The 11,831-nt window shown below is 39.0% G+C and carries 15 protein-coding genes; 10 read left to right on the forward strand and 5 right to left on the reverse strand.

Going from position 1 to position 11,831, the window contains the following annotated elements; genetic code table 11:
• Positions 1–230 precede the first annotated feature (230 nt).
• Positions 231–635, forward strand: coding sequence for a hypothetical protein (locus tag WN50_RS18090; RefSeq protein WP_046279426.1), 405 nt, complete (start codon positions 231–233; stop codon positions 633–635).
• Positions 636–1,093: 458 nt separating this feature from the next.
• On the opposite strand, the gene WN50_RS18095 is transcribed toward WN50_RS18090, so the two are convergent.
• Positions 1,094–2,803, reverse strand: a complete 1,710-nt coding sequence (locus WN50_RS18095) for an ArnT family glycosyltransferase (protein ID WP_046279427.1) — start codon at positions 2,801–2,803, stop codon at positions 1,094–1,096.
• 96 nt (positions 2,804–2,899) lie between these two features.
• On the opposite strand from WN50_RS18095, the gene prfB reads away from it, so the two are divergent.
• Positions 2,900–4,022 (forward strand): peptide chain release factor 2 gene (gene prfB, locus WN50_RS18100; protein WP_152964658.1). Its coding sequence is split into 2 segments (ribosomal slippage): positions 2,900–2,971 and positions 2,973–4,022, totalling 1,122 coding nucleotides; the frame shifts between segments, so codons are not numbered across the junction.
• 166 nt (positions 4,023–4,188) lie between these two features.
• Here the strand turns inward: prfB and WN50_RS18105 are convergent.
• On the reverse strand, positions 4,189–4,410 hold the full coding sequence (locus tag WN50_RS18105; RefSeq protein WP_046279429.1) for a hypothetical protein: 222 nt from the start codon (positions 4,408–4,410) through the stop codon (positions 4,189–4,191).
• 2 nt (positions 4,411–4,412) lie between these two features.
• Positions 4,413–4,700, reverse strand: a complete 288-nt coding sequence (locus WN50_RS18110) for a type II toxin-antitoxin system HigB family toxin (protein WP_046279430.1) — start codon at positions 4,698–4,700, stop codon at positions 4,413–4,415.
• 169 nt (positions 4,701–4,869) lie between these two features.
• Between WN50_RS18110 and WN50_RS18115 the strand changes: the two genes are divergently transcribed.
• Together WN50_RS18115 and WN50_RS18120 are read left to right on the forward strand one after the other, a co-directional pair.
• Positions 4,870–5,481 carry a hypothetical protein gene (locus WN50_RS18115; protein WP_046279431.1) on the forward strand — a complete coding sequence of 204 codons (612 nt, stop codon included), beginning with the start codon at positions 4,870–4,872 and terminating at the stop codon, positions 5,479–5,481.
• 248 nt (positions 5,482–5,729) lie between these two features.
• Positions 5,730–6,626 carry a DNA adenine methylase gene (locus WN50_RS18120; RefSeq protein ID WP_046279432.1) on the forward strand — a complete coding sequence of 299 codons (897 nt, stop codon included), beginning with the start codon at positions 5,730–5,732 and terminating at the stop codon, positions 6,624–6,626.
• A gap of 22 nt (positions 6,627–6,648) precedes the next feature.
• On the opposite strand, the gene WN50_RS18125 is transcribed toward WN50_RS18120, so the two are convergent.
• Positions 6,649–7,491 (reverse strand): hypothetical protein, encoded by an 843-nt coding sequence (locus tag WN50_RS18125; RefSeq protein WP_046279433.1) that lies wholly within the window; start codon positions 7,489–7,491, stop codon positions 6,649–6,651.
• The gene (locus WN50_RS18130) at positions 7,484–7,705 is read right to left on the reverse strand and encodes a helix-turn-helix domain-containing protein (protein ID WP_046279434.1); all 222 of its coding nucleotides are present in this window, start codon (positions 7,703–7,705) and stop codon (positions 7,484–7,486) included. The genes WN50_RS18125 and WN50_RS18130 overlap by 8 nt, the downstream gene beginning before the upstream one ends.
• Positions 7,706–7,871: 166 nt before the next feature.
• Between WN50_RS18130 and WN50_RS18135 the strand changes: the two genes are divergently transcribed.
• From WN50_RS18135 to WN50_RS18150, 6 genes are all read left to right on the forward strand, one after another.
• Positions 7,872–9,353, forward strand: coding sequence for a DASH family cryptochrome (locus WN50_RS18135; RefSeq protein ID WP_046279435.1), 1,482 nt, complete (start codon positions 7,872–7,874; stop codon positions 9,351–9,353).
• Positions 9,354–9,651: 298 nt separating this feature from the next.
• Entirely contained in the window at positions 9,652–9,798 is a 147-nt protein-coding gene (locus tag WN50_RS34710) for a hypothetical protein (protein ID WP_160315402.1), read from the forward strand.
• Between the two features lie 125 nt (positions 9,799–9,923).
• Positions 9,924–10,178 (forward strand): hypothetical protein, encoded by a 255-nt coding sequence (locus WN50_RS18140; RefSeq protein ID WP_046278716.1) that lies wholly within the window; start codon positions 9,924–9,926, stop codon positions 10,176–10,178.
• A 39-nt stretch (positions 10,179–10,217) separates the two neighbouring features.
• The gene (locus tag WN50_RS18145; RefSeq protein ID WP_046278717.1) at positions 10,218–10,676 is read left to right on the forward strand and encodes a DIP1984 family protein; all 459 of its coding nucleotides are present in this window, start codon (positions 10,218–10,220) and stop codon (positions 10,674–10,676) included.
• A 316-nt stretch (positions 10,677–10,992) separates the two neighbouring features.
• Positions 10,993–11,151, forward strand: coding sequence for a hypothetical protein (locus tag WN50_RS34715; RefSeq protein WP_160315403.1), 159 nt, complete (start codon positions 10,993–10,995; stop codon positions 11,149–11,151).
• A gap of 279 nt (positions 11,152–11,430) precedes the next feature.
• Complete coding sequence (locus tag WN50_RS18150) at positions 11,431–11,814, forward strand: hypothetical protein (protein WP_046278718.1); 384 nt, start codon at positions 11,431–11,433, stop codon at positions 11,812–11,814.
• Positions 11,815–11,831: the final 17 nt, after the last annotated feature.

An 11,831-nucleotide genomic window follows, 5' to 3' on the forward strand; every position in this document is an offset into this window, starting at 1 on the left:
TTCGGTTTTTGTCAGACTCGATCTGCTTCTTTTTTAGGGATGTTGACTGATTGTATCTTTTTTACCGAAAAAATCCGTATTTTCGAGGTTGATGGAAATAGCAGGAGAGTTAGACTAGAGATAGAGAGCAACATTGTGCCGCATCGCTGATGCTTCTACGAGAGTTGTTACTTTTGCTTGCAAGGGGTCGTCAGTTTTGTCTACCTGAGTCATTTTGAGTCATTTATTCTATGAACGCTGATACCTTCAATACATACTCTGTTACTTGTCCGATTTGTCATCATACAAGCATTGTCTCCTCAATGGGGGTGTTTGGTGGACTTTTCACTTGTCCCCATTGTCATACTCATTTTGTGATTAGCAATAGTGGCCATTTTGTTCGTGATCCTTTCTGTCTACAAAAGTGGGCTGTTGGGCAGATGTTACGCCGTCAGAGTCATCCTTGGGCGAGAATTCGTCGAGATTTATGGCTGACTCGACGTTTTCCCCTGGCGGTTTTAGTCAGTGGCATTTTATTTATCAGTTTAGCCATTGCTGCTACTAATCAATTGAATACTGAACAAAGTACACTCGATATGCAGTCCGAGTCTATACAGGAAGAAGAATCTGATTCTCAATCTCCTGATTTTCATTGAGTGACTGAGATTAAGGTTCAGCAAGTTTTGACTGCAATTTTTGATGAGATTTTACACGTCTATTTGGGCAATACAGCTCGAAAAGATGTTATTTTGCTATCGTGAACCTGATAATTTAATCGGCTTGATTTGTCTAAAACTCGGGCATTTTTTTGAGTTAAATTGGGTGATTGATTGGACTAGATTAACTCTCCAATGGTAATTTTGATGAATTGACTTTAGGCGNGTTCAGCAAGTTTTGACTGCAATTTTTGATGAGATTTTACACGTCTATTTGGGCAATACAGCTCGAAAAGATGTTATTTTGCTATCGTGAACCTGATAATTTAATCGGCTTGATTTGTCTAAAACTCGGGCATTTTTTTGAGTTAAATTGGGTGATTGATTGGACTAGATTAACTCTCCAATGGTAATTTTGATGAATTGACTTTAGGCGAGGATTTTTGGATCAACCTTTGTTAAATTGTCGATTCGTTGACTGGGGTATCACAACAGGGATTCTGGGGCTTTTTCGTGATTAATATTAAGTCTTGGGCGCTACCTATCGATTGAACTTGATCCAGTTTAAGGCGTTTTAGGGTAGAACGATCGAGTAGAAAATAGGGTTTAGGAGTTTGCCATTTTTGTTTCAATTCCTCATCCTCGACTGAACGAATTTTGCGATCGCTATAAAAATTCAAGGAAGGACGAGAGTAGGGATGAGAAGTATAAATGGGTTGATTGGCAGAAGTTCCTTGTTCAATTAAAGCGGCGACGGGTTTAACGGGATAATCTTCTGCGAGTTCCCAAACCCAATTATTAGAACTCACAAACAGGATTAATGAAACATACATTCCCCAAAATAAAATGATTAAAAATTGTCGATCTTTGCGATGAAGCAGCAATGTTGTTAGGGCAAAAGTGATTGATAATGCGGCGAAAGTTAGCTGTATATCCATCTCATTTTCCGCCACTTTAAAACCCGGAATGATCTGGCCAAAATACAGACAACCTAACCAGGCGACAACCGCAAGCAGGGCAAAAATCGGGGTAAATTGATGGGGTAAAGGAGAAGGTAAATCTTCTAGTTGATGAAGGTTTCCTTGCCATTGTCCGGTTTCTTGATCGCCTTCTCGCCAGACTTGGGCAAAATAACCACCCACTGTTAAAGCAAAAGCGGGATACAGGGGTAAAATATACCAGGGAAGTTTGGTGGTCATCAGAGAAATCGAAACGAAATAAATCCCTGTCCAAACTAAGATTAATTTTGCCCAACTAAAATTGCGATTTTTCCAGGTAAAAATCAGTCCGGGTATCCAAAACAGGTGCCAAGGAAAAGCGTATTTTAAAATTTCTAAAAGATAATACCAAGGGGCGGCTTGATGATTTTCAACTGACTGCCATATTCGTTCCCAAGATTGATCTTTGAGATTAATTTGAAAAAAGGATTGACCGTAATGTTGCCATTGGGCAGTATACCAAAGCGTGACGGGAACTAAACCCAAGAGTAACCCGATCCAAAGATATTTACACTGAAGCAGTCGGGGCGTATCCCATAATACAAAGAAAAAGGCGATCGCACCGAGCAAGAATCCTAGTAAAATTCCTTTGGTTAAACATAACAGTCCGAAAGCCAGTCCTGATCCGAGAGCGTAACGCAAATCTCGACGCGATCGCAACAGGCAAGCTAGCATTAAAATCAATAAAAATAGAACCGTTCCATCTAACATGGCTAACCGTCCCTGTCGGACAACCGGAAGCAAGGTGAGATAGACTAAAGCTGAAAAAACGGCGGGAGTTCGTTGACGAAACAGTTCTAAACCCAAACGGTAGAGAAGGGGAACAGAAGCTGCCGTTAATATTGCAGAAGGGAAACGGGCTGTCCATTCGTGAATTCCCGCGAACTGGTAAGCTAAAGCGATTAAATTATGAACAAGCGGGGGTTTATTAAAATAGGGATCTCCATGTAAGGTGGGATAAAGCCAATTGAGATCTCCTTGGGCAATTTCACGGGCGACTTGGGCGACAATTCCTTCATCCCAGTCTCGCAACGCAACACCGCCGAGATTGAGTCCAAATAATAATAGGGCTGCTGTTAACAGTCCAAATATCCACAAATAATCAATCCATTGATCACGAGCATGAGTCTGGTTGCGTGGGCGACCTGTAGCAAAAATTTGACGAGACATACTTAGAGGAGTGAAAATTGCAGACACGCAGCGATAAATTACCGCTAAAATCTACAGTGTAACTTTTGTAAAGAAAGGTTGTCAGTCGAACGCCCTATGGAAGTATTAGAAATTAAGCGCGAACTCGAAATGTTGTCTGAGCGCCTGGGTAAAACCCAGGACTATCTTTGACCTACCCGCACTCAACGCCCGGATCGAAGATTTAGAACAAATTGCCGCCCAACCGGAGTTCTGGGAGGATCAAAGCACGGCTCAAAAAACACTCCAAGAACTTAACGACCTTAAATCTATTTTGCAACAATATCAACAATGGCACAAAACGATAGAAGATACAGGTGCCATTTTGGAGTTGCTGGAGTTGGAAAGCGATGAGACGCTATTAGCCGAGGCAGAATCGAATGTAACCCATCTCAATCAAGATTTAGATAGTTGGGAACTCCAACAGCTTTTATCAGGCCTCTACGACCAAAATGGAGCGGTTCTGACGATTAATGCCGGGGCGGGTGGAACCGATGCTCAAGATTGGGCGGAGATGCTGCTGCGGATGTACACTCGTTGGGGAGAAGCTCACGGTTATAAAGTACATATGGCGGAATTCTCGGAGGGGGATGAAGCCGGAATTAAGTCGGCAACGCTGGAAATTGAAGGCCGTTATGCCTATGGTTATCTCAAGTGTGAGAAGGGGACTCATCGCTTAGTCCGAATTTCTCCGTTTAACGCTAATGGCAAGCGACAAACCAGTTTTGCAGGCGTGGAGGTGATGCCGATGCTTGATCAAGGTGTGCAGTTAGACATTCCTGAAAAAGATTTGGAGATCACAACGTCTCGGGCAGGTGGAAAAGGCGGCCAAAACGTTAACAAGGTGGAAACGGCGGTGCGGGTGGTTCATCTTCCGACGGGTATTGCGGTGCGTTGTACTCAAGAGCGATCGCAGTTGCAAAACAAAGAAAAGGCGTTAGCGTTGTTGAAGGCGAAGTTGTTGATTATTGCTCAAGAACAACGGGCGAAAGAAATTGCAGAAATTCGCGGAGATTTAGTGGATGCGGCTTGGGGAAACCAAATTCGCAACTATGTTTTTCATCCTTATCAGATGGTTAAAGATTTGCGAACCACAGTGGAAACGACGGCAATTGATGATGTGATGAATGGCGAGTTGGATGATTTTATTCAAGCTTATCTACGTCAAGAAAATCAATTGGTAGCGAGTGAGTCGGCTTAATTCAGTGATCAGTTATCAGTTATCAGTGACCAGTGAAGACAGTTGACCGTTAAATTTAGTTCTCTTAAAGGGATTAAAATCCCTGGCTATAAAGTTCTGGTCACTGATTAGGGAAGCGGGTAAAAATGGGTTTTCTGGGCATCATTGATTAAGTGTTTTGTGGCTATTAATCTTGAAGCTCAGAAATATACTCATTTTCATACTGTTCAATGAGAATTCCGAGAATATCCATCAGCGAAGCGAGAGGATGTTGTTCATCTTCACCCACTTCATCAATGAGTTGATCAAGCCAATTGACGAGAGATTGATAACTTGCTTCATCTCTGGGAACAACGAGTTGAGTTGCTAGGGGTTGCCACAATTTTTGAGTTTCATCAATGCTCAACATTTTTACGGTCTCCATTTTCCTTGATCGTACTCTGGATGGGTCAGAACTGCTCGAATATAAAGCTTTTGTCGATTATAGTGAATCGCAGCAATTAACCGGACTTTGTTACCGCCAATATTAAACACGGTGAGGTGATCAACTTGGTCAACACTGGGGAACTGACTGCGAAGTTCAGCGAAGGAACGAAATGTTCCTGATTTTACAATTTTATACCAACGAGCTAATGCCTTTTCTGTATCTGGGTACTTTGCCGCAAATTCATTGAGACGTTTACGAGTAATAACGTGCATAATAGACTTGAGAGAGATTCGCCCCTGATCTTATCGGCTTGAAGGGTCAACCGCACGCCTAAAGTATCGGTATCTTTCTGCTGTCGTGACAGCCTATCCCTTCCCATTTTTGAATCTAAAATCTACAATCGAGTCAACGGATTTGTTGAGGAGTAAAGGACGCCAAAAGATGTCCAAAGTCTACAGTACCGATGAACTGATTGAAATCTTGAATTGTGAGCGCAAAGCGTGTTTAGATGGAGAGCGTCTCAATTTGTCTGCGACTCCGGCGGTGGGAAACCCAGTGGTTGATCATTTTCTAAAGCCGGATGCCATTCAAAAGTTTACCGCTTATCAAGATTTTAAAGCGGCTGTTCATCAATATCAGATGGATTACCAAGTTTCGGGGATTGTTTGGCGAGAAATTACGTTGAAGGGAAAAACGCTTTGTTATCCGAGAGTTGATGATCAGTTGATGGCGTTACCTCAAGATATGGAAATTTTAAAAGCGGCGAAGTCTCAACTGCTTGAGTTTTGGTATGAGGTGACGGTAGACATGGATTTATATTTGAGTTTGAATGCGGGAAAAGATTATCGTCGAGTTCATCCGGCGGAAATCGATGCGATCGCTCAACGCACGGAATGGGCTTGTATTTTCAAATGGGAAAAGTCGAATTTTTTAGAGGTTTTATTACAATTGGGTTGGGGACAGCCTGGAGAGGCGTCTTATCGTCGGGGTTGGCCTCATTCGGGGAGTGAATCTTTTCATGCGGTTAAACCGGGAAAAACCCCAATTTGTTAACTGTTTTTTAGCTGTTCTTTTACCCAATTTCTGAATATTTTTAACAGGGTTATTTCTCCTGTTGTCTTGCTTTGTTCGAGAAATTGGGTGAGTTCATCACTGGATAAAAAAGGAAAAAAGTAAAGGAAGGATTCAGAATCAGTGTATCAGTTGACAGAATCGATTCTGCCTACTATCATTATCATTACGACAAAAATACTTAAAATTTATTAAGTAAGTTAATTATTAAAGAATTGGAGAAAGTGGTGATGAATCATGCTATTAATTCCCCGTTTAGATATCCTGGAGGTAAATTTTATGCGCGTCATTTAATCTTAGAATATATTCCTGATCATACCCACTATATAGAACCCTTTGCAGGCGGAGGTTCTATATTTTTTGCAAAGGAAAAAGTTAATAAAAATTGGTTAAACGATATTGATGATGACTTGATTAATTGTTATTTGATTATTCGAGATAAACCTGATGATTTAATTGAAAAACTAAAAGGAGAACAAGCCACTAAAGAACGTCATACCTATTATAAAAACGTATATCAGCCAACTAACGATTTAGAAAAAGCAGTTAGATGGTTTTACTTAAATCGAACCTCATACTCTGGTATTATGAAACGGGAAAGTTGCTATTGGGGATATGGGGATAAATATAGTATGAAACCTGAAAACTGGCCTCGTAATATTTTGCGTACCTCTGAAAAGCTTCAAAATGTAAAAATTACAAACTTAGATTTTGAACAAGTTTTTAATCAAGTTGAAGATGGTGGGTTTTTATTCATAGATCCTCCTTATTTTAATGCTCGTCAAGATAATTTTTATACTCACCATTTTACTCAAGATGATCACTTAAGATTATGTGAAGTTATAAAATTCCATAGCAAGCGACTCAAATTTTTATTGACTTATGATAATGTTTCTGAAATTCGAGAGCTTTATCAATGGGCATCTCAAATTGATGAAAAAGAATGGAATTATACAGTAGGCAGAACAGATGATCAGAAAAAAAACAAAGATACTAATTCCTTAAAATCATTAAAAAAGAAAGGCAGCCGCTACAAAGGCAAAGAAATCTTTATCACAAATTATGGATTAACTTCACTCAATTTGACTCATTCTTATAAACAGCTAGAATTACCGCTTTATGGCTAAAAATAGCAAGTCAATGTCCCTATTAATTTTCTATAAAGGTTTGTAAAACTTGTAAACAATCTTGAATTTCCAACCAAGGAGGTAGCGGTTTGCCTGTATTTAGATCAAAAACGATTTTAGGAAAGTTAGGAATAAATCCACAACTATAAGGGTTTTTGCATTCTCGTCTTGTGCATTTGATATTGTTCTTGAATAGGGCTGCTACATCATTAGACTTGGCGATATATACTTTATCAAATATTACATCTTTTAAATTAGACTCGTCTTGTAAATCGATAATATTCTTGTTACTAATTTTTTCTAAAAACTCTTTCGATTTCTCTTTAGGATGCCATTCAAAATTTCCTGTTGCTTCATCGGTTTCGTAAAAAGCATTAGCAATTGAGGTTACAACAAGATCAAAACTATTAGGTAAATATTGATCGTTATGAATCATAATAACATCAACTGGAATATTGACCTTAGTAGAAAGTTGTTTAGCTCTTTCTACTCCTAAAGTTCGACTCCGCATACACTTTACATCAATCTCAAAATATTGAGTCTGGTTTTCTGTGTTTGCTTTAACTTTCCTATATCTACCTTTTGCTGCTAGCTTGCACTCTACTCTAATATTGATATGGGTTTCTAAATGATTAATAACCACATCTTGATCGCTCGAACCAAATTGAGGATTAATTTTCGGTTTCACTATTTTCCACGATTTTTTATCGAGATACTTCTCAAATTGGGCAATTGCAGAAAACTCAAAAGCTTTGCCTCGAATCATCGGTAAAACTTTAGGATCTTGAAGAATGTCCGGCAAACTTTCAGGCAAAATATTATATTTAAGACAAAATTCTTCTATATTTTTAATCAAATCATTCATTATTATCACTCAGTAAATCAACAATACTAATATCTAAAGCTTTCGCTAATTTTTCAATATTTAATAGGGTAATATTCTTTTCGGCACGCTCAATCATACCAATGTATGTCCTGTGTACTCCTGCTTTCTCAGCTAGTTCTTCTTGAGATAAACCCTGTTTCAACCTAGCTTTTCTAACTTGTTGACCAAATTGAACTAATATAGGTTCTTTCACGGCTTTGAGGAGCCAAAAATTATTTCTTACCTATTTTATGAAAAATGATAACTAAAGTTCTACATACTATAGTTAGCATTTGTTTTGATTTTTTATTCCAGGTATAGAAACTAAACAGTAAAAATTTGTTAAAATTTGTAACGAAGACAAATCAGATTAACGAAAAATGAGTGATAAACGAGTGCTAATCTGGTATCGTAACGATTTACGAGTCCATGATCACGAACCCCTACATTTAGCAGTAAAAGCCCAAGCAGAGATTATTCCGGTTTACTGCTTTGATCCTCGACAATTTGGTAAAACGTCCTTTGGTTTTCCTAAAACGGGAGCATTTCGCGCTCAATTTTTAATAGAAAGTATAACAGATTTACGTCAATCTCTGCAACAATTAGGGAGTGATTTAATTGTTCGTTCTGATTTCCCAGAAACCGTTATTCCTGAACTGGTTAAACAATTCAAAATTGATGCGGTTTACTATTATCGGGAAGCAACTTCAGAAGAATTAGCGGTTGAAGCTGCTTTAGAACAAGCCTTAAAACCTTTAGGCGTGGCGTTAAAATCTTGTTGGGGGGCGACGCTTTATGATTTGGATGATTTACCCTTTCCTATCAGCAGAATTCCTGAAGTTTTTACTCAATTTAGAAAACAAGTTGAGAAAAATGGCACAATTTACGCTTCATTTACCACGCCTAAGCGTTTACCGAGTTTACCGAAAGTTGAAATTGGAGAGTTACCAACACTGCAAGTTTTGGGCTTGGAAACACCAAGGTTTGATGAACGGGCGGTTTTAAAGTTTCAAGGGGGAGAAACAGCCGGAATAACCCGGTTAAAGAATTATATTTGGGAAGAAGATTGTTTAAAAGACTATAAAGAAACCCGAAATGGAATGTTAGGGGGGAATTATTCTTCTAAATTTTCTCCTTGGTTAGCGATGGGGTGTTTATCGCCTCGGTTTATTTATGATCAGGTGCAAGATTATGAAGAACAACGGGTGAAAAATGACTCGACTTATTGGTTAGTTTTTGAGTTGCTATGGCGGGATTATTTTCGGTTTATTTGTCTGAAACATGGCAATAAAATTTTCCGTTTATCGGGTTTACAAGGGGTTCCTATTCCCTGGAAAAAAGACTGGGAACGCTTTGAACGTTGGCAGACTGGAACCACAGGTTTTCCCTTGGTTGATGCGAATATGCGGGAACTTGCAGCAACGGGTTTTATGTCGAACCGAGGACGGCAAAATGTAGCCAGTTTTCTGACTAAAAATTTAGGAATAAATTGGAAAATGGGGGCGGAATGGTTCGAGTCGCTGTTAGTTGATTATGATGTTTGTAGTAATTGGGGAAATTGGAACTATACCGCAGGGGTGGGAAATGATGCGCGAGGTTTTCGGTATTTTAATATTCCCAAACAGGCGAAAGATTATGACCCTAATGGGGATTATGTGAAGCATTGGTTGCCGGAATTAGTAGCTTTACCTGCATCAAAAGTTCACGAACCCTGGACGTTACTTCCGGTTGAACAAAAGCGATTTTGTGTACAATTAGGCGTGAATTATCCTCATCCTGTTGCTGATTTGATGAAGTCGGTTCAAAGCAATCAAAAAATCTATGAGGCGGCTTTAAATAAAGCTAAACATCCTCTACGATAACAAACCCATTTATAATTTTTCTACTGGATAAAATACAACAAAATACAACTCGCTATTTCCTGCTTCCTGGAAAGGGGCGGGTTGATGGGTGGGAGACATACATATAGAGGATTAAAAACCCGGTAACTCTAGCGAAACCGGGTTTTTCAGCCCGGAGATAATTGGCTGAAATTATTACTGTATAAGCATTTGACAGACTACAGTCAACCGAAAACTCAAAAATTTCAGAAAACCACTTGACAGCTTTGTAATACTTGTGTAGTATATTAATAACGCTAAAGAAAAGCGAGGTGAAATTATGCTTCAAATTAAATGTGAAGGACGTTTGGGCGATATTCAAAAACGGGTAGCGAAATCATTAAAAGGGAATGAAAAACCTGTCAGTTTGGATGGGTTTAATCCTCAACTGAGTCAAGATGTGATGATTCCCCCGGAAGCAGTTTAAAGTTAGATCTTTGACCTTTTTGTTGTTAAAAGATCGCCAACTCCTCTTTCAACTGTTACCGGGTTTAATCACACACTCTACAGTAGCCCGGACAGATAATATATATTTCTAGAGGAGTGATTAAAATGGCTATCACATTAGAAAAAAGAGTCTATCACTTCGTTACATTAACGGCGACTTTTGTTGTCGCATCGATGGGATTAAACTTGGCTTCATCACTGTATCGTTATTCCAATTTTACGCCAGAGAATGCAATAGAAGAAGCAGTGGAGTTTGATTTTCATCCTTCTAACCGCAAGCCACCAACAGAAGGTGATGGTGGTAGTCGTTGGGTTCCTGATCGGAAAAGTAACTTTAATTCAAAACTAGGAACATACTAAATTATTTCGTTTATAACTTTAATAAAGGAGGTGATAACTGTGAAGTTAGCAGAAGCTTTAATTTCACGCGCAGACTGTCAGAAACGCATCGCACAATTGCAACAACGATTAGTTAGAAGTGCCAAAGTCCAAGAAGGAGAACAACCGCCAGAAAATCCTCAAGAATTGATGGTAGAGTTGGATGCAATTTCAACTGAACTGACGAGTTTAATTCAGCGTATTAACCGCACGAATTCTATTACAGAATTTCAAGGAAAAACTCTTGCTGATGCGTTAGCGGAACGGGATGTTTTACAACAAATGTGGAACACCTACAACAGTCTAATTCAAACTGCATCGATTCGTCAAGATCGCTATTCTCGTTCTGAAGTGCGGTTTATTAGTACCGTTGATATTGCCGAAATACAACGAAAAATTGATAACTTAGCGCGAGAATATCGACAGTTAGATTCACAAATTCAAGCGATGAACTGGCAAACGGAGTTAGTAGAAGCTTAAAAATAGTTGGTAGCCAAAACAGCAGAAGCGAGTACAACCCGCCAACTGGGAAAGTTGGAATTTCTCACCCTATTCAGGTGATTATTGGTGATACCGGGGCAGTGTCAAAGGGTTCGATTCCCAAGTACAATTTACGCCCAGTATTGTTACCTGTGTATTGGGTAATGTTAAATGTTACAACCGCGTACTGATCTGTTTTTTTGGTGAGGGTGGGATAGGGGAAATTTTGACTTCTATTAACTCAAGTTTGTTAAAAGTTATAAAAATTTTATGCACTTCAAAATCGGTTAAATTCTTTGAATTTTAAGGAGGAAGAATGAAAACCTCAACAATACAAAACATAACGTTTCAAAATATTGTGATTCCTTCAGGAGTCCGCACGTTAACGGGTTTAACGCTAGAAGAAGCGATCGCTGAAAATGCTAAACGGCGACTAGAAGCCTCTTTAACTCAAGAAAATCAACCACAAGGTTAATCTAAGTTGGGTATTATTCATTATCGTGAGTAATGCCCAATTTACTGATGATATAAATATTTTAATTGTGAGCATACAAGGGTTAAAGTTTAAAAATTGTGATAAAGTTAAAAGATAGCATTGTCTTGGGGTTTCACCTCCCGGATGTGCGTCCCCATACTGGGTTTGCGATCGCGTAGCCTCTCAATAGGAGAATCGCTTAACTTTTTGAAACTTTCCGAAGATTACTCGAAGATTGATGTAGTTAATCATATCGAGTAAAATTAAACCTAGACTACCGTGTTAAAGTCTATCAAATCAATCGGAATTTTTACCCTGGCGATCGCACTTGCTACCAGCCTCGTCGCCTGTGGAGAGAATAAACTCGAAGCCTGTCGCATTTTGGAAATAGAAAATGCAGAAGTTGAAGTCGATCTCGGAGATGTGGATGTCGAAAGAGGGGAAGTTGAAATGATTTGTGGGGGTGAAAAGGTTGTTGATGTGACTTGGGGAGAATTTAGACAAAAACTTGGAATTGATCCGGGTCGTTATCAGAATAACCTCAAAGCCTTTGAACAGCAAGTTTCTTGTTTAAAAGAAGATCGTTCTAGCAACAATGTTGTGTTTTGTCGTCGGGGAAATTCTAACGAAATGGTGAGTCTGAATTTTAGTTATGATGACTAATTATACCCGATTTTAAG

This window comes from Limnoraphis robusta CS-951, from assembly GCF_000972705.2.

Coding starts and splice junctions, on each gene's coding strand:
- WN50_RS18140 (WP_046278716.1), top strand. CDS start 9,924: ATGGCTATCACATTAGAAAAAAGAGTCTATCACTTCGTTACATTAACG.
- WN50_RS18090 (WP_046279426.1), top strand. CDS start 231: ATGAACGCTGATACCTTCAATACATACTCTGTTACTTGTCCGATTTGT.
- WN50_RS18120 (WP_046279432.1), top strand. CDS start 5,730: ATGAATCATGCTATTAATTCCCCGTTTAGATATCCTGGAGGTAAATTT.
- WN50_RS34715 (WP_160315403.1), top strand. CDS start 10,993: ATGAAAACCTCAACAATACAAAACATAACGTTTCAAAATATTGTGATT.
- WN50_RS18095 (WP_046279427.1), bottom strand. CDS start 2,803: ATGTCTCGTCAAATTTTTGCTACAGGTCGCCCACGCAACCAGACTCAT.
- WN50_RS34710 (WP_160315402.1), top strand. CDS start 9,652: ATGCTTCAAATTAAATGTGAAGGACGTTTGGGCGATATTCAAAAACGG.
- WN50_RS18125 (WP_046279433.1), bottom strand. CDS start 7,491: ATGAATGATTTGATTAAAAATATAGAAGAATTTTGTCTTAAATATAAT.
- WN50_RS18135 (WP_046279435.1), top strand. CDS start 7,872: ATGAGTGATAAACGAGTGCTAATCTGGTATCGTAACGATTTACGAGTC.
- WN50_RS18110 (WP_046279430.1), bottom strand. CDS start 4,700: ATGCACGTTATTACTCGTAAACGTCTCAATGAATTTGCGGCAAAGTAC.
- WN50_RS18105 (WP_046279429.1), bottom strand. CDS start 4,410: ATGTTGAGCATTGATGAAACTCAAAAATTGTGGCAACCCCTAGCAACT.
- WN50_RS18115 (WP_046279431.1), top strand. CDS start 4,870: ATGTCCAAAGTCTACAGTACCGATGAACTGATTGAAATCTTGAATTGT.